Origin of the sequence: Klebsiella sp. CN_Kp097 (genome assembly GCF_040064495.1) — a bacterium.
Lineage (GTDB): Bacteria > Pseudomonadota > Gammaproteobacteria > Enterobacterales > Enterobacteriaceae > Klebsiella > Klebsiella aerogenes.
In genome coordinates, this window is the sequence record NZ_JBEAIL010000028.1 from 57,090 (window position 1) to 78,895 (window position 21,806).

Consider the following 21,806-nt stretch of genomic DNA (forward strand, 5'->3'; position numbering starts at 1 on the left):
CGTTTCGCTGTCTTATATTCGTTCGTCAGCCCGCCATGTTACTTAAGCGGCGGGCCTTTGACCAGAAGAGCAGGCCCGAAAGCCTGATGGTTATCGTCTGATTTTTTGCGTACTGCCGCGAACGATCAGTTCGCAATCGAGCAGACGCGAGCCGCTGTTGACGTTACGGCCCTGCATTTGCTCGAGTAATAGCAGCATTCCTTCACGGCCGATATCAAAACGCGGCTGTGAAACGGTAGTTAACGGCGGATCGCAAAATTCAGACAACGCGATGTTATCAAACCCAACAATCGATAAATCTTCCGGCACCCTCAGGCCGCGGCGTTTGGCCAGCGACAATGCGCCCAGCGCCATAACGTCGCTATGGCAAAAGACCGCGGTCGGCGGCACCGGCTGCGCCAGCAGTTGCTCCAGCGCGTTGGCCCCGGCTTCAAAAGTAAAGTTGCCGCGGGCGATGTAGTGCGGATCGACGGTGATACCGCTGCGGCGCAGCGCCTGAACATATCCCTGCAGCCGGTAATGGCACAGCGGCATATCCTCCGGCCCGGCGATACAGCCGATACGTTGATGCCCCAGTTCGTGGAGATAATTAACGGCATTAAACGCGGCGGTCAGGTTATCGATATGCACGGTAGGGAGCTCCAGCTCCGGCGCAAACTCGTTCGACATGACCATCGGCGGCAAATTACGCTGCTCTTCGACGCTGGCGTCGAACGGCAGGCGCGAGCTCAGCAGCACCATACCGTCAATTTGTTTGGTGATAATGAGATCAATAAAGGTTTTTTCTTTCTGATTCTGATGGGCGCAATCGCCGATCAGCACCAGATAGCCTTCGTCGGCGGCGGTCACTTCAATGCCGCGAATCACCTCACTGAAGAAGGGATCGCAAATATCCGGCACGATCACAAGGATCGTCCGCGACTCATTGCGTTTCATGTTACGCCCGAGCGACTGCGGTAAATAGCCGACTTCCTGCGCCGCCTGCTCCACCCGACTGCGGGTTGCCTGCGACACTTTGTCGGGATTCATTAGCGCACGGGATACGGTTGCCGTTGAAACGTTTGCCTTCAGGGCGACGTCTTTCATGGTGGCGGCAACCATTTGTTTTTTGGGCTTCACCTGGTTTCTCCTCGCTGACTGCGCAGACACATCCCTTGCGTGCTGACATCAGCAACATTTTTAACAGATAGTACAGCCTGAGAGTTACAGAATTTTCATGAAAAACGTGACGGTTGTTGAATTTTTCGATCCGCCTCGCAAGAGAAGACTTAGCCTTCAATAGGATCGACATCCAGTACCCACTTCACTTTACGCGCTTCCGGCAGGGTGTTTATCAACGCCAGCGTACCGCTGACGATATGTTGTAGACGTATGCGGGAAGGGTGCTGCAGCAGAATTTGCCAGCGCCAGCGACCGCCGCGCTTTGGCGCCAGCGCGGGGACCGGGCCGAGTACCCACAGTTTATCATCGGCCAGCGGGCTGGCCTGCAACAGGTTACGTAACTGTTGTAAAAACAGCGGCGCCTGCTGGTTATTATGGTCTTCGGCGCGGATCAGCACGTGACTGGTCCACGGCGGTAGCTGCATGGTTTGCCGTTCCGCCAGCGCCTGCTCGGCAAACGCATCGTAGCCTTTATACAACAGGGTCTGCAGCAGCGGGTGTTCCGGATGATGGGTTTGCAGGATCACTTCACCCTGCTTGCCCGCGCGCCCGGCGCGGCCGGAGACCTGGGTATAGAGCTGGGCAAAACGCTCCGCCGAGCGGAAGTCGGCGGAAAACAGCGCGCCGTCGACATCCAGCAGCGACACCAGGGTGACGTCCGGGAAATGATGTCCCTTAGCCAGCATTTGGGTGCCAATCAGAATGCGTGCGCCGCCGCGATGGACGTCGGCAAGATATTGCTCCAGCGCCCCTTTACGGCTGGTGGTATCGCGGTCGATACGTGAGATTGGTACATCAGGGAACATCGGCGCCAGCGCCTGCTCCAGCTGTTCAGTCCCGAGACCCACTGGCACCAGGTGCGTCGACCCGCAGGAAGGACATTGGCGCGGAATGGGGCGCTGGCTGTCGCAGTGGTGGCAACGCAGATGATGCTGCGCCTGATGCAGGGTGTAGTAACTATCGCAGCGCGGGCACTCCGCTATCCAGCCGCAGTCGTGGCATAGCAGCGCCGGGGCGAAACCGCGGCGGTTCAAAAACAGGATCACCTGATTGTCGGCCTGCAGATGCTGTCGCATGCGGTTAATCAGCGCAGGCGATAGGCCCGCCTGCAACTGCTGGCCTTTTAAATCCAGCACGTGCTGCTGCGCCGGGCGGGCGTTGCCCGCGCGTTTGGTCAGCTTTAACTCACGGTACTTGCGCTGGCGCACGTTATAGAGCGTCTCCAGCGCCGGGGTCGCCGAGCCGAGGATAATCGGGATCTGTTCGCTATGGGCGCGCCATACCGCCAGGTCGCGAGCGTGATAACGCCAGCCTTCCTGTTGTTTATAGGAGCTATCGTGTTCTTCGTCGATGACAATAACGCCGAGGTCTTTAAACGGCGTAAACAGCGACGAGCGGGTGCCGATAACGATCGCCGCTTCGCCATTTTTCGCCTTTAACCATGATGCGAGGCGCTCGCTGTCGTTGAGACCCGAATGCAGGACCTCCACCGGGGCGTTAAAACGCTGGCGGAAGCGGGCGATAGTCTGCGGCGTCAGGCCGATTTCCGGCACCATCACCAGCGCCTGTCGACCCTGCGCCAGCACGTTCTCCAGCACGCTCAGATAGACCTCCGTTTTCCCTGAGCCGGTAATACCCGCCAGCAGCCAGGCGGAGAAACGGTCGGAGGCGCTATGAATTGCCCCGACGGCGGTCGCCTGCTCGGTATTCAGGCGCAGCCGTTCGCCGGGCACCGCGAAGCTGGTCCGCCAGTCAATAATCGCTGGCGCTTCGCAGGCTAGCTCTGCCAGCCCTTTGCCACGCAGCGCCTGTAGCGCCGCGTCATTGAATTCAAGTTCTGCGACCTGATAGCGCCAGATTTTGCCCTGGCGCAGCGCCGCCAGCGCCTGCTGCTGCTTCGGCGAGCGTTTAAGGCTGTTGATATCCAGCGCTTGTCCCTGTTCCGTCGCAAACCAGTACCACATTGGCGCGGCGCTGGCCGGTTTGCCCTGGCGCAGCATAATCGGCAGCGCGTGGAACAGTACGTCGCCGATGGGATGATGATAGTAATCCGCGGCCCAGAGCAGCATGCGCCAGACGGTAGAGGAAAATACCGGTTCGCTATCCAGCGCTTCGGCGACCGGTTTGAGTTCGGCGAGCGGGAGTTCGCTACGTTCGCTGACCGACACCACGATACCGATCCGCTCCTGTTTGCCGAACGGCACGCGTACGCGACAGCCCGCCTTGACCGGGATGCCTTCAGGCAACAAATAGTCAAAGGTGCGGGGCAGCGGAACGGGCAGGGCGACATGAGCGACGGACATGGAATCTTCCTGACTTGAAATCTGGCGGGTTAGTATACACATTACCGAAGGTGACGCGGATAAGTTTGCATCTGCTGGTCAAATTCTGTATGATTCGCCGCCTTTGGTGCGCTTTATGCCGCATCAAACATCCCAAAACCCGTGAAATTCGCTAAGCCGGTTTACGCTAGCTGCGCGAAGGTCGTCGGGAAATTATTAATATCGCGTGGTGTCTGGCGTTAGGGCTGGAAGAGCGACGCGGCCTTAACTGAGGTTCTCCCATGAAAAAAGGTATTCACCCAAATTACGACGAAATTACTGCTACCTGTTCTTGCGGTAATGTCATGAAAATCCGTTCCACCGTTGGTCACGACCTGAACCTCGACGTGTGCGGTAAATGCCACCCGTTCTACACCGGCAAACAGCGTGATGTTGCTACCGGTGGCCGTGTTGACCGCTTCAACAAGCGCTTCAGCATCCCGGGCAGCAAGTAAGTTGCCAGAAAAAGCCGCCTCAGGGCGGCTTTTTTGTATCCTTCGTCTGGCCAGGTCGAGGGATAAAAAAAGCGGAAGATATCTTCCGCTTTTTTTATGTCTTAGTATTCCCACGTATCCGGGTCGATACCCAGTTCACGCATAATCTCTTTCGCCGCTTCCGGGATTTCATCGCTGCGCTCTTTACGCAGGTCTTCATCGTTAGGCAACGGTTGACCGGTAAAGGCATGCAGGAACGCCTCGCACAGCAGTTCGCTATTCGTGGCGTGACGCAGGTTGTTCACCTGACGACGCGTGCGTTCATCGGTGAGGATCTTTAACACCTTCAGAGGAATGGAAACCGTAATTTTTTTTACTTGCTCACTCTTCTTACCGTGCTCAGCGTATGGGCTGATATATTCGCCGCTCCATTCAGCCATGAGATACCTTAATCCTCTGTTTATTAGTTAAGGGCCAGAACATTACGCCCGACCATAATTGCGCGTAGTTTACCGTATGAGCGTGCTTTCCGACATGATATAAGCCGCCGCCGACGTGCGCTAATGCATATAATTTTAACGGCTATTTGTCTTTTGCTCAATCTATACGCAAAGAAGTTTAGATGTCCAGATGTATTGACGTCTATTGTGACAATGATTACTCTGAGGCCTGACTTCTCACCGAACAGCCCAGGAACTGTCCAACATGACGCGTAAACAGGCCACCATTGCAGTGCGTAGCGGTTTAAATGACGACGAACAGTACGGTTGCGTTGTCCCGCCGATCCACCTCTCCAGCACCTATAATTTCACCGGTTTCAATGAACCTCGCGCCCACGATTATTCCCGTCGCGGCAACCCGACTCGCGATGTCGTACAGCGCGCGCTGGCGGAACTGGAAGGCGGCGCGGGCGCGGTACTGACCAATACCGGAATGTCGGCTATTCTGCTGGTGACCACGGTGTTCCTGAAACCGGGCGATCTGCTGGTGGCGCCGCACGACTGTTATGGCGGCAGCTATCGTCTGTTTGACAGCCTGGCGAAACGCGGCTGCTATCGCGTGCGCTTTGTCGATCAAAGCGATGAACAGGCATTACGTGAAGCGCTAGCGGAACAACCGAAGCTGGTGCTGGTCGAAAGCCCGAGCAACCCATTGCTGCGGGTGGTCGATATTGCGAAAATCTGCGGGCTGGCGCGTGAAGCCGGCGCGGTGAGCGTGGTGGATAACACCTTCCTGAGCCCGGCGTTGCAAAATCCGCTGGAGCTGGGCGCCGATCTGGTGTTGCATTCGTGCACCAAATATCTCAACGGCCACTCTGATGTGGTCGCCGGGGTGGTGATTGCCAAAGATCCTGAAACTGTCACCGAACTGGCATGGTGGGCGAATAATATCGGCGTCACCGGCGGGGCGTTTGATAGCTATCTGTTATTGCGTGGTTTGCGTACCCTTTCTCCGCGAATGGAAGTGGCGCAGCGCAACGCGCAGGCGATAGTCGACTATCTGAAAACCCAGCCACTGGTGAAAAAGCTGTATCATCCGTCCCTGCCGGAAAACCAGGGGCATGAGATTGCGGCGCGTCAGCAAAAAGGTTTTGGGGCGATGCTAAGCTTCGAGCTCGATGGCGATGAGCAGACGCTGCGTCGCTTCTTGAGCGGTTTATCGCTATTTACGCTGGCGGAATCGTTGGGGGGCGTTGAGAGCCTGATTTCCCATGCGGCGACGATGACGCATGCGGGCATGGCGCCGGAAGCGCGTGCGGCGGCAGGGATCTCGGAAACGCTCCTGCGTATTTCGACCGGTATTGAAGATGGTGAAGATTTAATTGCCGACCTGGAAAATGGCTTCCGGGCAGCAAACGAGGAATAAAGATGAGTGTGATTGCGCAGGCAGGGGCGAAGGGTCGTCAGCTGCACAAATTTGGTGGGAGTAGTTTAGCGGATGCGAAATGTTACCTGCGCGTCGCCGGAATCATGACCGACTATGCGCAGGCAGGCGATATGATGGTCGTCTCTGCCGCCGGTAGCACCACCAACCAGCTGATTAGCTGGCTGCAGCTAAGCCAGACCGATCGTCTTTCTGCGCATCAGGTGCAACAAGCGCTGCGTCGCTATCAAATGGATCTGATCGCCAGCCTGTTGCCGGCGGACGCCGCTGACGCGCTGATCGCGACGTTTATTCACGATCTTGAACATCTGGCGGGCCTGCTGGATAGCGGCATCACCGATGCGGTATATGCTGAAGTCGTCGGCCACGGCGAAGTGTGGTCCGCACGCCTGATGGCGGCGGTACTGAATCACCTTGGCGTTGAAGCCGCCTGGCTGGACGCGCGCGCCTTCCTGCGCGCGGAACGCGCCGCGCAGCCGCAGGTTGATGAAGGCTTGTCCTACCCGTTGTTACAACAGTTGATGGCGCAGCACCCCAACAAACGGCTGGTGGTGACCGGCTTTATCGCCCGCAACAATGCCGGAGAAACCGTGCTGCTGGGCCGTAACGGTTCCGACTACTCCGCCACCCAAATTGGCGCGCTGGCCGGGGTCTCCCGCGTCACCATCTGGAGCGATGTGGCCGGGGTCTATAGCGCCGACCCGCGTAAAGTGAAAGATGCGTGCCTGCTGCCGCTGCTGCGCCTTGATGAGGCCAGCGAGCTGGCTCGACTGGCGGCGCCGGTGCTGCACGCGCGTACGCTACAGCCGGTTTCCGGCAGCGATATCGATTTACAGCTGCGCTGCAGCTATACCCCGGACCAGGGTTCGACGCGCATTGAGCGCGTGCTGGCATCCGGCACCGGCGCGCGTATTGTCACCAGTCACGACGACGTCTGCCTGATTGAATTCCAGGTGCCGGCTGGTCAGGATTTCAAACTGGCGCATAAAGAGCTGGATCAGATTTTCAAACGCGCGCAGCTGCGCCCGCTGGCGGTGGGCGTGCATGCCGACCGTAAGCTGCTGCAGTTCTGTTACACCTCTGAAGTGGCCGACAGCGCGCTGAAGCTGCTGGACGAGGCGGGCCTGCCGGGCGAGCTGCGTCTGCGCCAGAAGCTGGCGCTGGTGGCGATGGTCGGCGCGGGCGTGACCCGCAATCCGCTGCACTGCCACCGTTTCTGGCAGCAGTTGAAAGGGCAGCCAGTAGAGTTTACCTGGCAATCGGAAGAGGGCATCAGCCTGGTGGCGGTGCTGCGCGCCGGCCCAACCGAGAGCCTGATCCAGGGGCTGCATCATTCCGTGTTCCGCGCTGAGAAACGCATCGGTCTGGTGCTGTTTGGCAAAGGTAATATCGGCTCCCGCTGGCTGGAGTTGTTCGCGCGCGAGCAGAGCACGCTTTCCGCCCGCACCGGCTTTGAGTTCCTGCTGGCTGGGGTGGTGGATAGCCGCCGTAGCCTGCTGAACTATGAAGGTCTGGATGCCAGTCGCGCATTGGCATTCTTTGAAGATGAAGCGGTTGAGCAGGATGAAGAGTCGCTATTCCTGTGGATGCGCGCGCACCCTTATGATGATTTAGTGGTGCTGGACGTGACCGCCAGCGAACAGCTGGCCGATCTGTATCTGGATTTCGCCAGCCACGGTTTTCACGTGATCAGCGCCAATAAGCTGGCGGGCGCCAGCAGCAGCGATAAATATCGCCAGATCCACGACGCCTTCGAAAAGACTGGCCGTCACTGGCTGTATAACGCCACCGTCGGCGCAGGCTTGCCGGTTAACCATACGGTGCGCGATCTCATCGACAGCGGCGATACCATCCTGGGGCTGAGCGGTATCTTCTCCGGTACGCTCTCCTGGTTGTTCCTGCAGTTTGACGGCACGGTGCCATTTACCGAACTGGTGGATCAGGCCTGGCAGCAAGGGCTGACCGAACCGGACCCGCGCGTTGACCTGTCAGGTAAAGACGTGATGCGCAAGCTGGTGATCCTGGCGCGCGAAGCTGGTTACAATATCGAGCCGGATCAGGTGCGCGTGGAATCGCTGGTTCCGGCGCATTGCGAAGAGGGCTCGGTTGACCACTTCTTTGAGAACGGCGAAGAGCTGAACGAACAGATGCTGCAGCGCCTTGAAGCCGCCCGTGAGATGGGGCTGGTGTTGCGTTACGTGGCGCGTTTTGATGCTAACGGTAAAGCGCGCGTCGGGGTAGAAGCAGTGCGTCAGGAACATCCGCTGGCGGCGCTGCTGCCGTGCGATAACGTCTTCGCCATCGAGAGTCGCTGGTATCGCGATAATCCAATGGTGATCCGCGGGCCAGGCGCGGGTCGCGATGTCACCGCCGGGGCTATTCAGTCAGATATTAATCGTCTGGCGCAGCTGCTGTAATCTCTCCTCTCAGGCCGGCCCATAGGGCCGGCCTTCATTATGCTCATTCCCGCGCCACCAGCTGCCCTGAGAGGGTGAGATGCTGCGTCGGCAGCGTGGGCTCTTTGATCTTGCGGATAATTAACGCGCCTGGCCTGACGCCAGATGAACTTTTTTCACTTTGACTGAAAATTCCTCACTGTTTACGCAGATTTTTCTATTGACGCCCGCCCGCTTTTCCGTCATTTTTACATCTGGACGTCTAAACGTATAGAAGTTCGCAACACGACTGATAAATATAATGCGATTGATGAGGTAAGGTATGAGCTTTTTTCACGCCAATCAGCGGGAAGCCCTGAATCAGAGCCTGGCGGAAGTCCAGGGCCAGATTAATGTGTCCTTTGAATTCTTTCCGCCGCGTACCAGTGAAATGGAGCAAACCCTGTGGAAATCCATCGATCGCTTAAGCAGCCTGAAGCCGAAGTTTGTTTCCGTCACCTACGGGGCGAACTCCGGCGAGCGCGACCGCACTCATAGCATTATCAAGGGCATTAAAGACCGCACCGGTCTGGAAGCAGCGCCGCACCTGACCTGTATCGACGCCAGCCGCGATGAACTGCGCGCGATTGCCCAGGATTACTGGAACAACGGTATCCGCCATATCGTCGCGCTGCGCGGCGACCTGCCGCCGGGTAGCGGCAAGCCGGATATGTACGCCGCCGACCTGGTGACGCTGCTAAAAGACGTCGGTGATTTTGATATCTCCGTCGCCGCCTATCCGGAAGTGCATCCGGAAGCCAAAAGCGCGCAGGCCGACTTATTGAACCTGAAACGTAAAGTAGAAGCGGGCGCTAATCGCGCGATCACTCAGTTCTTTTTTGATGTCGAAAGCTACCTGCGTTTCCGTGACCGCTGCGTCTCCGCCGGTATCGATGTGGAAATTATTCCGGGCATTCTGCCGGTCTCCAACTTTAAACAGGCGAAGAAATTTGCCGATATGACGAACGTGCGTATTCCGACCTGGATGTCGAAAATGTTCGAAGGGTTGGATAACGATGCCGAAACGCGCCAACTGGTAGGGGCGAATATCGCCATGGACATGGTGAAAATTTTAAGCCGCGAAGGAGTGAAAGATTTCCACTTCTATACCCTGAATCGCGCCGAAATGAGCTATGCCATTTGCCATACCCTGGGCGTGCGTCCAGCGTAATTACCTGTTTTAACTATTTTTTCATTCCTGTCGGGGCGGCGAGCTGCAATTCGCCGCCCTCTTTTTTCGCACGAAAAGTGCGCTCTGCCCTTAAGCAACCTGCCGCCAAAGAGAGTATAGTGCCCGCAAAAATCATGACGGTGGAGAAGTTATGACGGTTGCAAGGAACAGCAATCTCCTGGCCGGTTGCGGCCTCGTCCTGCTGACGCTTATCTGGAGCTACAGCTGGATTGCGATGAAACAGGTAACGCTCTATATCGGCGCTTTCGATTTTACCGCCCTGCGCTGTATTTTCGGCGCGATTGTGCTGATGGCGGTGTTGGCGCTGCGCGGGCGCGGCATGCGGCCAACGCCGTTTGGTTACACCCTGGCGATTGCGCTGCTGCAAATCTGCGGCATGGTCGGTCTGGCGCAGTGGGCGCTGATGAGCGGCGGCGCAGGTAAAGTCGCCATTCTCAGCTATACCATGCCGTTCTGGGTGGTGATCATGGCGGCGCTGTTTTTAGGCGAGCGCATGCGGCGGCTACAATATGCCGCTATCGTACTGGCGGCGTGCGGTCTACTGCTGGTGCTGCAGCCCTGGCAGTTGGATTTCTCCTCGATGAAAAGCGCGCTGCTGGCGATCCTCTCCGGCATCAGTTGGGGGGCGAGCGCGATTGTCGCCAAACGCATGTATCGCCGCTATCCGCGCCTCGATTTACTGTCGTTAACCGCCTGGCAGATGCTGTATGCCGCGCTGGTGATGAGCGTGGTGGCGTGGCTGGTGCCGCAGCGCAGCATTGACTGGCAACCTGGGGTTTTTTGGGCACTGGCCTATAGCGCAATCCTGGCGACGGCGGTGGCCTGGAGTCTGTGGCTGTATGTTCTGCGTAACCTGCCTGCCAGCGTCGCCGGCCTGAGTACGCTGGCGGTACCGGTTTGCGGCGTGCTGTTTTCCTGGTGGCTGCTGGGTGAAAATCCGGGGCTAGTGGAAGGCGCTGGTATTGTGCTGATCGTCGCGGCGCTGGCGATAATCAGCCTTAAAAAACGTCAACCTCAGATTACCAGGCAAGGTATTACTCGTTAAGCGTTATGCCCGGCAAATGCCGGGCATTTGGGGCAGGTTATTCCCACTCTTGCAGGAAACGCTGACCGTATTGGTCGGCAACCAGTAGCGCGGCGTAAACCTGGTCGGCGCAGGCGCCGCCCGGCATGTTGTGGATGGTTTCGCCTTCGGCGCAGGCGGCCTCCGCGACCGTGCGCATTTTGGCCGGGATGTCGCCTTTAATATCGAGCTGCGCCAGCGTGATGGGCAGGCCGACGCTGTGACACAACGCCGCCGCGGTTTCTATCTCTTCCACCGGTGCGTTTTCCAGCACCAGCTGCGTCAGGGTACCAAACGCGACCTTCTCGCCGTGATAGAAGTGATGGGCGTCCGGGATGGCGGTCAAACCGTTGTGAATCGCGTGCGCCGCCGCCAGCCCACCGCTCTCAAAGCCGACGCCGCTCAGGTAGGTGTTGGCTTCGATCACCCGTTCGAGCGCTGGGGTAACCACATGCTGCTCGGCGGCAAGCATCGCCTTTTCGCCTTCTTCAACCAGCGTGTTGTAGCAGAGTTCCGCCAGTGCCAGCGCTGCCTGAGTGCATTTACCGCCCGCCATTGTGGTCGCACCGCTGCGCGAGCAGGCGCGGGCTTCAAACCAGGTCGCCAGCGCATCGCCAATCCCGGCGGCCAGCAGGCGAGCTGGCGCGGCCGCGACGATCTGCGTATCGACAACCACCATGTTCGGGTTGTGCGGCAGCATCAAATAGCTTTCGAATTCCCCATCGTCGGTATAGATAACAGACAACGCGCTGCACGGCGCGTCGGTGGAGGCGATGGTCGGCGCCACGACCACCGGCAGATGCATATAGTGAGCCAGCGCTTTCGCGGTATCCAAAGTCTTGCCGCCGCCGATGCCGAGCACCGCATGGCATTGGGCGCTGCTGGCGATATCGCGCAGGCGGTTGATTTCATTTTGCGAACATTCACCGCCGAACGGTGCGATTTCGGCCACCAGGCCAGCGCCGCCAAGGCTGGTACGCAACTGCTCTTCGGCAAAGCCAAGAACAAACTTATCGCCGATGATAAGCCACCGTTCGGCCAGCGGTTTAAGATATTCGCCGAGGCGCTTGATGGCGCCAGCGCCCTGAATGTATTTACCGGGTGATTGAATAATGCGATCCATTTCGATTCCTCCTCGATAACCGTGCAAGCCGCCGGACGGCGGCTGGCGATCGGATTACAGGTTCAACGTGCCAAATGCGTTATTCCAGTCCTGCTCGAACTTCTCTATGGCTGACTCTACCGCGGGGGTGCCGAGCATTTGTTGCGCTACGTCTAAGGGGAGGGTGATAGCTTCGCAGCCAGCTAACAGGCAATCCAATGCCTGGCGCGGGGTTTTGAAGCTCGCGGCCAGGACTTTGCTTTCCGGGGCGTGCATTTCCAGCAGGGATTGCAGTTCTTGCACCATGCGAATGCCGTCACCGCCCTGGGCGTCGACGCGGTTGACGTATGGCGCGACGTATTTCGCGCCGGCCAGCGCCGCCAGCAGCCCCTGGGAAGCGCTATAGACCGCGGTGCCAAGCGTCGGGATGCCTTCTTTTTTCAGCAGTTTGATGGCGGCGAGACCTTCGGCGGTAACCGGGATTTTAACCACGATACCCGGCACGGCGTTGCTCAAGCGTTTGGCTTCTTCCACCATGCCCTGCGCATCGCGACTCATGGTCTGCGCGAACAGAACACCTTCCGGGCCGACGGCTTTTTGCAGGCGCGGCAGCACGTCCCAAACCGGGGTTTTGCCGGCGGCGATGATGCTCGGGTTGGTGGTGACGCCAGCCAGCGGATAAATGCGGGCCAGACGTTCAACTTCAGCGACGTTCGCGGTGTCCAGATAGAGTTCCATAACCATTCCTCGATGTGTAATTCAGTGATGTTGAGGAAAGGATACGGTTTTCGTTTGCTTGCTCGCCAGATGACAAATTTGCCAAAAACTGGATAAATGTACGCATTGCGATTAAGGATGATTTAGATCACATTTGTCCGCCTGTTCCTGCTTATAAAGGTACGTGGCCAGCAATCAGCAGACAGTTACTTACAAAAATCTAGTTTTACGGCGCAGAGGATTTTTCCGTCAACTGGCTGTGATACTGGCGGCGGTATTCGGAAGGCGAACGTTCGGTGTTCTTGCGAAACAGGCGGCAGAAATAGTTGCTGTCGGCGAAGCCGCAGGCGTGGGCAACGTCTTTCACTTTCATATCATGGCCTTTCAACAGCATGCGCGCCTGTTCGAGGCGAATATGATTAAGGTATTCGTTAAAACCCATGGGCCCGCATTTCTGAAACAGGTGCGAGAGATAATTGGGGGATAGGTAAAACGACTGGGCCACGGATTCCCGGCTCAGCGGCTCAGCGAAATGGACATCGATATACTGGCGGATCGCTTCGAACAGCGCCTGGCTGCGCGATGAAGTTTGCGCCTGACTACCCAGCAGATCGGTACAGTGGCTGAGTAGGCTAATCACGATGCTGCGGGCGGTTTGTTGTTCCTGCGGCTGCATACGTATTTCATTTAGCGCCTGTAGCAGGAATGAACCCACGCGCGGCCCGCGGCGCGGTACCTGGATCTTCTGGACAAGAGTTAGCGCCTTGCCGCTCCAGCGCTGCAGCGAAAATTCCAACTGCTGTTTGCCGAACAAGATGCTTAATAGCAGGCAGGGTGTCTGCCATTGCGGCCAGTTCCAGCTATCGCCCGCAATATACAATACATCGCGCGGCTGCAGCGGCGCGGCATTATCGCCGAGGGCGAGATCGTACAACTGCCCCTCAATGACAATATTCAGACGAGGAAAATCAACCTTGATCGCGGCGTCGGCAGGGGGGCGTGACTCACCGGTAAAATGCACTTCTGCAATGCAGGTTTGTTTTTTCACGAATGAATCAATGAGCTGATTGATGCTGTTATCCATCTTTACCCCGCCAAAACGCCACGCATTTCATCATACCGGACATTTTTCCAGCGGTAAAAGCGCGAGCTTGTCGTTATTGCTTCTTGATTAAGAGATGTTATATCGTAACATTTTATCGCAATCGATATTCAACTCAGGAGAGAGTAATGACCCGAAAGATCCCCATGCTCGCGCTTGGCTTCGGCATGGCGCTTGCGAGCGTCCAGGCGTTCGCCCACGGTAACCATAGCCATGGCCCAGCGTTGACCGACATAGAACGCCAGGCTAGCGAAGGCATTTTTGCCGATAAAGATGTGAAGGATCGCGCGTTGAGCGATTGGGATGGCGTCTGGCAGTCCGTTAATCCGTACCTGCTGAATGGCGACCTTGATCCGGTTCTGGAGCAGAAGGCGAAAAAGCCCGGCGGCAAGAGCGTGGAAGAGTATCGCGCCTATTATAAGAAGGGTTACGCCACCGACGTGGAGCAGATTGGCATTGAAGATGACGTGATAGAGTTCCACGTCGGCAAGACCGTTAATAGCTGCAAATATACCTACTCAGGCTACAAAATCCTGCAATACGCCTCCGGCAAGAAGGGCGTTCGCTATCTGTTTGAGTGCCAACAGGGCGATGGTAACGCGCCGAAATTCGTCCAGTTCAGCGACCATATTATTGGCCCGCGCAAATCGCAGCATTTCCATATATTTATGGGCAATGAATCACAGGAGGCCTTGCTGAAAGAGATGGATAACTGGCCGACCTATTATCCCTATGCGCTGCATAAAGAGCAGATCGTCGATGAGATGTTGCATCACTAAAATGAGAGGGAAAATCCCCCGGCCGGGCGGCCGGGGGAAACGGTGACTAGCCGGTATTACGCATCCCTGCCGCGACGCCGGCAATGGTGACCATCAGCGCTTGCTCAACGCGCGCATCCGGTTCCTCGCCAGCCTCTTCAGCCTGGCGCGAACGGTGCAACAGTTCGGCCTGCAGGACGTTAAGTGGGTCGGTATAGATGTTACGCAACTGGATGGATTCGGCGATCCACGGCAGGTCGGCCATCAGGTGGGAGTCATTAGCGATAGCCAGCACCACTTCGATATCGGCGGTTAACAGCTGACGTAGCTCTTCGCCTAGCTTCCACAGTTCCGGTTTCACCAGACGCTGATCGTAGTACTCCGCCAGCCACAGGTCGGCTTTTGAGTAGACCATTTCCAGCATTCCGAGGCGGGTCGAGAAGAACGGCCAGTCGCGGCACATGCTTTCCAGCTCGCTTTGCTTACCGCCCTCGACCACTTTCTGCAGCGCGGCACCGGCGCCCAGCCAGGCCGGCAGCATCAGGCGGTTCTGGGTCCAGGCGAAGATCCACGGGATGGCGCGCAGTGACTCGACGCCGCCGGTCGGGCGACGCTTCGCCGGGCGCGAGCCAAGCGGCAGTTTGCCCAGTTCTTGTTCCGGGGTCGCGGAGCGGAAATAAGGGACGAAGTCTTTGTTTTCCCGCACGTAGCCGCGGTACATCTTGCAGGAGACGTCGGACAGCTCGGCCATGATTTCGCGCCACTGCGGTTTTGGTTCCGGCGGCGGCAGCAGGTTGGCTTCCAGAATCGCGCTGGTGTACAACGACAGGCTGCTGATGGTCACTTCCGGCAGGCCGTACTTAAAGCGGATCATTTCGCCCTGTTCGGTGACGCGCAGGCCGCCTTTCAGGCTGCCCGGCGGCTGCGAGAGCAGCGCCGCGTGGGCCGGAGCGCCGCCGCGACCGATGGAGCCACCGCGACCGTGGAATAGAGTCAGTTCAATACCAGCTTTTTCGCAGGTTTTGATTAGCGCGTCCTGTGCCTGGTACTGGGCCCAGGAGGCGGCCATCACGCCGGCATCTTTGGCCGAGTCGGAGTAACCGATCATGACCATCTGCTTGCCCTGAATAAAGCCGCGATACCAGTCAATATTCAGTAACTGAGTCATAACGTCGTTGGCGTTGTTCAGGTCGTCCAGCGTTTCAAACAGCGGCGCGACCGGCAGGGCAAAGCCGATACCGGCTTCTTTTAGCAGAAGATGAACCGCCAGCACGTCGGACGGCGTTTTGGCCATTGAGATCACATAAGCGGCGATCGATCCACGCGGCGCTTCGGCGATCACTTTACAGGTGTCGAGGACCTCGCGGGTCTCTTCGCTCGGCTCCCACTGACGCGGCAGCAGCGGGCGTTTGGAGTTCAGCTCACGGATCAGGAAGGCCTGCTTGTCGGCTTCCGACCAGCTTTCATAATCGCCGATCCCGAGGTAGCGGGTCATTTCGCCCAGCGCTTCGGTATGGCGGGTACTTTCCTGACGGATATCTATACGCACCAGCGGTACGCCGAAAGATTTCACCCGGCGCAGGGTATCGAGCAGTTCGCCGTTGGCGATGATGCCCATTCCGCAGGCCTGCAGCGATTTATAGCAGGCATACAGCGGTTCCCACAGCTGTTCGTTTTGCGTGATAAGCCCCGCCGGTTTCGGCAGTTTTTGCCCTTTCAGACGCGCTTCCAGCCAGGCCTGGGTCTCCATCAACTGGCTACGCAGCTTTTTCATCAGATAACGATACGGCTCTTGCGCGCCTTCCGCACCCGCCAAATCGCGGAGCTCGTCGGTGCATTCGACCATCGACAGCTCGGAGATAAGCACCTGGATATCTTTCAGGAACAGATCGGTCGCTTTCCAGCGGCTGAGCAACAGCACGTGGCGGGTGATATCGGCGGTGACGTTCGGGTTGCCGTCACGGTCGCCGCCCATCCAGGAAGTGAATCGTACCGGCACAAAATCAACCGGTAGCTGGTAACCGAGGTTGGCTTCCAGCTGTTCGTTCAGCTCGCGCAGATAGTTCGGCACGCCTTCCCACAGGCTGTTTTCAACTACCGCGAAACCCCATTTGGCTTCATCGACCGGAGAAGGGCGGTGCTTACGAATTTCATCGGTATGCCAGGACTGGGCGATCAGCTGGCGCAGGCGGCGCATCAGCTGGTTGTGCTCATAGTCGGCGATATCTTTGTTATCCAACTGCTTAAGGCAGTTGTTCACTTCCACCATTTTGTGGATCAGCGTCCGGCGGGTGATTTCGGTCGGGTGAGCGGTTAATACCAGCTCCAGCGACAGGGATTCCACCGCTTTTTTTATGGTGTCTTCGTTGAGATTGGGTTGGTCTTTGAGTTTTCTCAGGGTACGCGCAATAACTTCCGGATTGCTGGCGGCTTCGCCATTGGGCGAAATGCTGTGATATTGCTCAGCGGTATTGGCCAGATTCAGGAACTGGCTAAAGGCGCGCGCCACCGGCAGCAGCTCGTCGTTGGACAAGTTTTGCAGCGTGGTGAGCAGCTCCTGGCGATTGGCTTCATTGCCCGCGCGAGAAGATTTGGACAACTTACGGATAGTTTCGACACGATCAAGAATGTTTTCTCCTAACGCATCCTTGATGGTGTCGCCCAGCACCTTACCGAGCATACTGACATTACTACGCAAAGCGGAATATTGTTCGTTCATGTTACCCCAGACACCCCATCTCATTTTATTTTGTTATATCCGGCGCTCCGTGATTTGAGCAGTGGATAAGCAACCCGTCTTTTATAAAGCCACGTAAATACCCCCGCGTCAATTGCTGCGAAATCGCTTCAGCAAACGAATAAATGGCGATAATTTGCGAAAGTTAACTCAGCGGTCGGCGGATAAGCATTACTTATGGAAGTGTGACGATCGTCACTCTCCCGCCTCCGGACGTGAAGGCGGGAAACTAGCAGCGATTAATGCCAGCAAAAGTGATGGACAACCTGGGTGATGAGCTCGCGCGTCGGCTTAATAAACCGCGTCTCCAGATATTCATCCGGCTGGTGGGCCTGGTTGATGGAGCCCGGTCCTAACACCAGCGTAGGACACAGCGTCTGGATAAATGGCGCTTCGGTGCAGTAGTTCACCACTTCGGTCTGCGCGCCGAGCAGTTTTTCAACCACTTCGACCAGCTTGTGGTCCGGCGGGCATTCATAGCCTGGAATCGGCGGATGCAGCTCAGAGACCGTCAGACGCCCCGGCCAGCGTTCGCTGACCGGCGCCAGCGCTTCATCCAGCAGGCCGTTCAGGTCGTTAAGCGTCATCCCCGGCAATGGACGAATATCCATGTGCAATTCGCAGCAGGCGCAGATGCGATTGGATGCATCGCCGCCGTGAATGGCGCCCAGGTTGAGCGTCGGATAAGGCACGGTGAAAGCGGCATAGTGGTAACGCTCTTTTAAATCATCGCGCAGTTGCATTATGCGGCCAATCGCATCGTGCATCAGTTCGATAGCGTTCACGCCGCGCGCCGGGTCGCTGGAGTGGCCGGACTGGCCCAGTACGCGTACCGCTGTTGAAATGTGGCCTTTATGCGCCCGCACCGGCTGCAGCGAGGTCGGCTCGCCGATGATGGCGCAATCCGGGCGCAGTTGCGTGGTTTCGGCAAAGTAGCGCGCGCCCGCCATGCTGGTTTCTTCGTCAGCGGTGGCCAGAATATACAGCGGTTTTTTCAATTTACTGACGTCAACGTCGCGCAGTGCATCGAGGATAAACGCGAAGAAGCCTTTCATATCGGCGGTGCCGAGCCCGTAGAGTTTGTTGTCGTGTTCCGTAAGTGTAAACGGGTCGCGGGTCCAGCGACCATCGTCGAAAGGCACGGTATCGGTATGCCCGGCGAGCAGCAGGCCGCCAGCGCCGTGGCCAGTGCTGGCCAACATATTGAATTTATTGCGCGTCTCAGGTACCGGCTGGATCTCGACGTTGAAGCCCAGATCGCGGAACCAGCCGCCGAGTAAATTGATTAAAGACTCATTGCTTTGATCCAGCGCTTCTTCGGTCGCGCTGATGGATGGTGTGGCGATCAATGCGCGGTAAATCTCGATAAAGGGCGGTAAATTGTTTTTCATTGTTGACACACCTCAGGTCATGATAGTATCAATATTCATGCAGTATTTGTGAATAAAAATACAATATCGTTGAGCGCAATAAAACCCATCGAATGTAAGGAGATGCTCTTCCAATGCTAAATACGCTGATCGTGGGAGCTAGCGGCTATGCCGGCGCAGAGCTGGTGGCCTATGTAAATCGCCACCCTCATATGAACATAACCGCTTTGACCGTCTCCGCGCAAAGCAATGATGCCGGAAAGTTAATTTCCGATATACATCCGCAGCTGAAAGGTATTGTCGACCTGCCGCTGCAGGCAATGTCCGATATCAGCGAATTTAGCGCCGGCGCGGATGTAGTGTTCCTCGCCACCGCGCATGAAGTTAGCCACGATCTGGCGCCGCAGTTTTTGGCCGCGGGCTGCGTTGTGTTCGATTTATCCGGCGCGTTTCGCGTCAACGATGGCGCGTTCTACGAAAAATACTACGGTTTCACTCATCAGCATTCCGATCTGCTTAAGCAGGCGGTATACGGCCTGGCGGAGTGGAACGTAGAAGCATTGAAAGAGGCGAATTTGATCGCGGTGCCTGGCTGCTACCCGACGGCGGCGCAGCTGGCGTTAAAACCGCTGATCGATGCCGGTCTGCTGGATCTGAAGCAGTGGCCGGTGATCAACGCCACCAGCGGCGTCAGCGGTGCCGGGCGTAAGGCGGCGATGAGCAATAGCTTCTGCGAAGTCAGCCTGCAGCCGTACGGTGTTTTCAATCATCGCCACCATCCGGAAATTTCTACCCATCTGGGCGCAGAGGTGATCTTCACTCCCCATTTGGGCAATTTTAAACGCGGTATTCTGGAAACCATTACCTGCCGCCTGAAGCCGGGCGTCGGTAAAGATCAGGTGGCTGAGGTCTTCCAGCAGGCCTATGCCAATAAGCCGTTGGTCCGTTTATACGATAAAGGCGTACCGGCGCTGAAAAACGTAGTTGGGCTGCCATTCTGTGATATCGGTTTTGCCGTCCAGGACGAACATATTATCGTCGTGGCCGCAGAAGATAACCTGCTGAAAGGCGCGGCAGCGCAGGCCGTGCAGTGCGCTAACATTCGTTTCGGCTTCGCTGAGACGCAGTCTTTAATTTAAGGTGTGATGATGAACAATCCATTGATTATCAAACTTGGCGGCGTGTTATTGGATAGCGAAGAAGCGCTGGAGCGTCTGTTTACTGCGCTGGTGCACTACCGCGAAACACACCAGCGTCCGCTGGTTATCGTCCACGGCGGCGGCTGCGTGGTGGATGAGCTGATGAAACAGCTTAATCTGCCGGTGAAAAAGAAAAATGGCCTGCGCGTAACGCCTGCCGATCAGATTGACATCATTACCGGCGCGCTGGCGGGAACGGCCAATAAAACGCTGCTGGCATGGGCGAAAAAGCATGGTCTTTCCTCGGTAGGGCTGTTCCTCGGCGATGGCGATAGCGTGAAGGTGACTCAGTTGGATGAAGAACTGGGCCACGTCGGTAAAGCGCAGGCAGGCTCGCCGACGCTTATCAATACGCTGTTGGCGGGCGGCTACCTGCCTGTCGTGAGCTCGATTGGCGTCACCGACGAAGGACAACTGATGAACGTCAACGCCGATCAGGCGGCGACGGCGCTGGCGGCGACGTTGGGCGCGGATCTTATCTTGCTGTCCGATGTTAGCGGCATTCTAGACGGTAAAGGTCAGCGGATTGCGGAAATGACCGCCTCCAGGGCCGAGCAACTGATTGAACAGGGCATTATTACCGACGGCATGATTGTGAAAGTGAACGCGGCGCTGGACGCGGCGCGCGAGCTGGGCCGCCCGGTGGATATCGCTTCCTGGCGCCATGCCGAGCAGCTGCCGGCATTATTTAACGGTACCCCGATCGGTACGCGTATTTTGGCTTAAGATTGAATGCCCGGCGGCGCGTTGCTTGCCGGGGCGATAAGACCGTAGACCGGGTAAGCGCAGCGCGACCCGGCAGAACTCACGAATAAAGGAAGCATGTTATGGCACTTTGGGGCGGGCGTTTTACACAGGCAGCAGATCAGCGGTTCAAACAATTCAACGACTCTTTACGCTTTGACTATCGTCTGGCGGAACAGGATATCGTGGGATCCGTCGCCTGGTCCAAAGCGCTGGTAACCGTAGGCGTACTGACCGCCGATGAGCAGCTGCAGTTGGAAGAGGCGCTGAACGTCTTGCTGGAAGAGGTACGCGCCAACCCGCAGCAAATCCTTGAAAGCGATGCCGAAGATATCCATAGCTGGGTCGAAGGGAAACTGATCGATAAAGTCGGCCAGTTGGGCAAAAAACTGCATACCGGGCGTAGCCGTAATGACCAGGTCGCCACCGATCTCAAGCTGTGGTGCAAAGAGACCGTCACCGAGCTGCTGTCCGCGACCCGCCAACTGCAAAGCGCGCTGGTGGAAACCGCTGGCAACAATCAGGATGCGGTGATGCCGGGTTATACCCATCTGCAGCGCGCCCAGCCGGTGACTTTTGCGCACTGGTGTCTGGCCTACGTTGAAATGCTGGCCCGTGATGAAAGCCGTTTGCAGGACGCGCTCAAGCGCCTCGATGTCAGCCCGCTGGGCTGCGGCGCGCTGGCGGGAACCGCTTATGAAATCGACCGTGAACAACTGGCCGGTTGGTTGGGTTTCGCATCGGCGACCCGTAACAGCCTCGATAGCGTCTCCGATCGCGATCACGTGCTGGAACTGCTTTCCGATGCCTCTATCGGCATGGTGCACCTGTCGCGTTTTGCCGAAGATCTGATTTTCTTCAATACCGGCGAAGCGGGTTTTGTTGAACTCTCTGATCGCGTTACTTCCGGCTCGTCGCTGATGCCGCAGAAGAAAAACCCGGATGCGCTGGAACTGATCCGCGGTAAATGCGGCCGAGTGCAGGGCGCGCTGACCGGCATGATGATGACCCTGAAAGGGCTACCGCTGGCCTACAACAAAGATATGCAGGAAGACAAAGAAGGGCTGTTCGATGCGCTGGACACCTGGCTCGACTGCCTGCACATGGCGGCGCTGGTGCTGGACGGTATCCAGGTGAAACGTCCGCGCTGTGCGGAAGCGGCGCAGCAGGGTTACGCCAACGCTACCGAGCTGGCGGATTACCTGGTGGCAAAAGGCGTTCCGTTCCGCGAAGCACACCATATCGTCGGTGAAGCGGTGGTTGAAGCGATTGCTCAGGGCAAAGCGCTGGAAGATTTACCGTTAAGCGACCTGCAAAAGTTCAGCAACGTTATCGGCGATGACGTCTATCCGATCCTGTCGTTGCAGTCCTGCCTTGATAAACGTGCGGCCAAAGGCGGCGTCTCGCCGCAGCAGGTGGCGCAGGCGATTGCCGACGCCAGACAGCGCCTGGTGTAAGAGATTACACCGATGTTGAATGAGCCTGGGTAATCCCCGGGCTTTTTTACGCCAAAAAAAAGCGGACACGAGGTCCGCAAAAGTTCACGTTGGCTTTAGTTGTTCGGGTAGGGAAACTGTGAGGCGACTC

The 21,806-nt window shown here is 57.2% G+C and carries 16 protein-coding genes and 1 pseudogene; 9 read left to right on the forward strand and 8 right to left on the reverse strand.

The window, feature by feature from the left end; genetic code table 11:
* Positions 1-90 precede the first annotated feature (90 nt).
* Together cytR and priA are read right to left on the reverse strand one after the other, a co-directional pair.
* On the reverse strand, positions 91-1,119 hold the full coding sequence (gene cytR, locus ABLV07_RS21545; RefSeq protein WP_015368928.1) for a DNA-binding transcriptional regulator CytR: 1,029 nt from the start codon (positions 1,117-1,119) through the stop codon (positions 91-93).
* A gap of 149 nt (positions 1,120-1,268) precedes the next feature.
* Positions 1,269-3,464, reverse strand: coding sequence for a primosomal protein N' (gene priA / locus ABLV07_RS21550; RefSeq protein ID WP_015703950.1), 2,196 nt, complete (start codon positions 3,462-3,464; stop codon positions 1,269-1,271).
* A 260-nt stretch (positions 3,465-3,724) separates the two neighbouring features.
* On the opposite strand from priA, the gene rpmE reads away from it, so the two are divergent.
* Entirely contained in the window at positions 3,725-3,937 is a 213-nt protein-coding gene (gene rpmE, locus ABLV07_RS21555; protein WP_015368925.1) for a 50S ribosomal protein L31, read from the forward strand.
* Positions 3,938-4,038: 101 nt separating this feature from the next.
* Here the strand turns inward: rpmE and metJ are convergent, their stop codons facing one another.
* On the reverse strand, positions 4,039-4,356 hold the full coding sequence (gene metJ / locus ABLV07_RS21560; protein ID WP_004107547.1) for a met regulon transcriptional regulator MetJ: 318 nt from the start codon (positions 4,354-4,356) through the stop codon (positions 4,039-4,041).
* Between the two features lie 265 nt (positions 4,357-4,621).
* Between metJ and metB the strand changes: the two genes are divergently transcribed.
* From metB to ABLV07_RS21580, 4 genes are all read left to right on the forward strand, one after another.
* Positions 4,622-5,782, forward strand: coding sequence for a cystathionine gamma-synthase (metB, locus tag ABLV07_RS21565; RefSeq protein ID WP_032709569.1), 1,161 nt, complete (start codon positions 4,622-4,624; stop codon positions 5,780-5,782).
* A 2-nt stretch (positions 5,783-5,784) separates the two neighbouring features.
* Positions 5,785-8,217: a bifunctional aspartate kinase/homoserine dehydrogenase II gene (locus ABLV07_RS21570; RefSeq protein ID WP_048231472.1), complete on the forward strand. Its 2,433-nt coding sequence runs from the start codon at positions 5,785-5,787 to the stop codon at positions 8,215-8,217.
* Between the two features lie 301 nt (positions 8,218-8,518).
* Complete coding sequence (gene metF / locus ABLV07_RS21575) at positions 8,519-9,406, forward strand: methylenetetrahydrofolate reductase (protein WP_047047761.1); 888 nt, start codon at positions 8,519-8,521, stop codon at positions 9,404-9,406.
* A gap of 151 nt (positions 9,407-9,557) precedes the next feature.
* Positions 9,558-10,472 carry a DMT family transporter gene (locus ABLV07_RS21580; protein ID WP_348853593.1) on the forward strand — a complete coding sequence of 305 codons (915 nt, stop codon included), beginning with the start codon at positions 9,558-9,560 and terminating at the stop codon, positions 10,470-10,472.
* Positions 10,473-10,509: 37 nt separating this feature from the next.
* On the opposite strand, the gene ABLV07_RS21585 is transcribed toward ABLV07_RS21580, so the two are convergent.
* From ABLV07_RS21585 to ABLV07_RS21595, 3 genes and pseudogenes are all read right to left on the reverse strand, one after another.
* Positions 10,510-11,613 carry a glycerol dehydrogenase gene (locus tag ABLV07_RS21585; RefSeq protein ID WP_015703952.1) on the reverse strand — a complete coding sequence of 368 codons (1,104 nt, stop codon included), beginning with the start codon at positions 11,611-11,613 and terminating at the stop codon, positions 10,510-10,512.
* 54 nt (positions 11,614-11,667) lie between these two features.
* On the reverse strand, positions 11,668-12,330 hold the full coding sequence (gene fsa / locus ABLV07_RS21590; RefSeq protein ID WP_015368918.1) for a fructose-6-phosphate aldolase: 663 nt from the start codon (positions 12,328-12,330) through the stop codon (positions 11,668-11,670).
* A 205-nt stretch (positions 12,331-12,535) separates the two neighbouring features.
* Positions 12,536-13,515 (reverse strand): annotated as a pseudogene (locus ABLV07_RS21595) (AraC family transcriptional regulator).
* Positions 13,516-13,539: 24 nt separating this feature from the next.
* Between ABLV07_RS21595 and zinT the strand changes: the two are divergent.
* Entirely contained in the window at positions 13,540-14,190 is a 651-nt protein-coding gene (gene zinT / locus ABLV07_RS21600) for a metal-binding protein ZinT (protein WP_042894756.1), read from the forward strand.
* Positions 14,191-14,236: 46 nt separating this feature from the next.
* Here the strand turns inward: zinT and ppc are convergent, their stop codons facing one another.
* Both ppc and argE read right to left on the reverse strand, forming a co-directional pair.
* Positions 14,237-16,888: a phosphoenolpyruvate carboxylase gene (gene ppc, locus ABLV07_RS21605; protein ID WP_063443718.1), complete on the reverse strand. Its 2,652-nt coding sequence runs from the start codon at positions 16,886-16,888 to the stop codon at positions 14,237-14,239.
* A 257-nt stretch (positions 16,889-17,145) separates the two neighbouring features.
* On the reverse strand, positions 17,146-18,297 hold the full coding sequence (gene argE / locus ABLV07_RS21610) for an acetylornithine deacetylase (protein ID WP_015368914.1): 1,152 nt from the start codon (positions 18,295-18,297) through the stop codon (positions 17,146-17,148).
* A 113-nt stretch (positions 18,298-18,410) separates the two neighbouring features.
* Between argE and argC the strand changes: the two genes are divergently transcribed.
* From argC to argH, 3 genes are all read left to right on the forward strand, one after another.
* Positions 18,411-19,415 carry an N-acetyl-gamma-glutamyl-phosphate reductase gene (argC, locus tag ABLV07_RS21615; protein WP_032712960.1) on the forward strand — a complete coding sequence of 335 codons (1,005 nt, stop codon included), beginning with the start codon at positions 18,411-18,413 and terminating at the stop codon, positions 19,413-19,415.
* A 9-nt stretch (positions 19,416-19,424) separates the two neighbouring features.
* Positions 19,425-20,201 (forward strand): acetylglutamate kinase, encoded by a 777-nt coding sequence (gene argB / locus ABLV07_RS21620; RefSeq protein WP_015368912.1) that lies wholly within the window; start codon positions 19,425-19,427, stop codon positions 20,199-20,201.
* A 101-nt stretch (positions 20,202-20,302) separates the two neighbouring features.
* Positions 20,303-21,676, forward strand: coding sequence for an argininosuccinate lyase (gene argH, locus ABLV07_RS21625; protein ID WP_032715408.1), 1,374 nt, complete (start codon positions 20,303-20,305; stop codon positions 21,674-21,676).
* Positions 21,677-21,806: the final 130 nt, after the last annotated feature.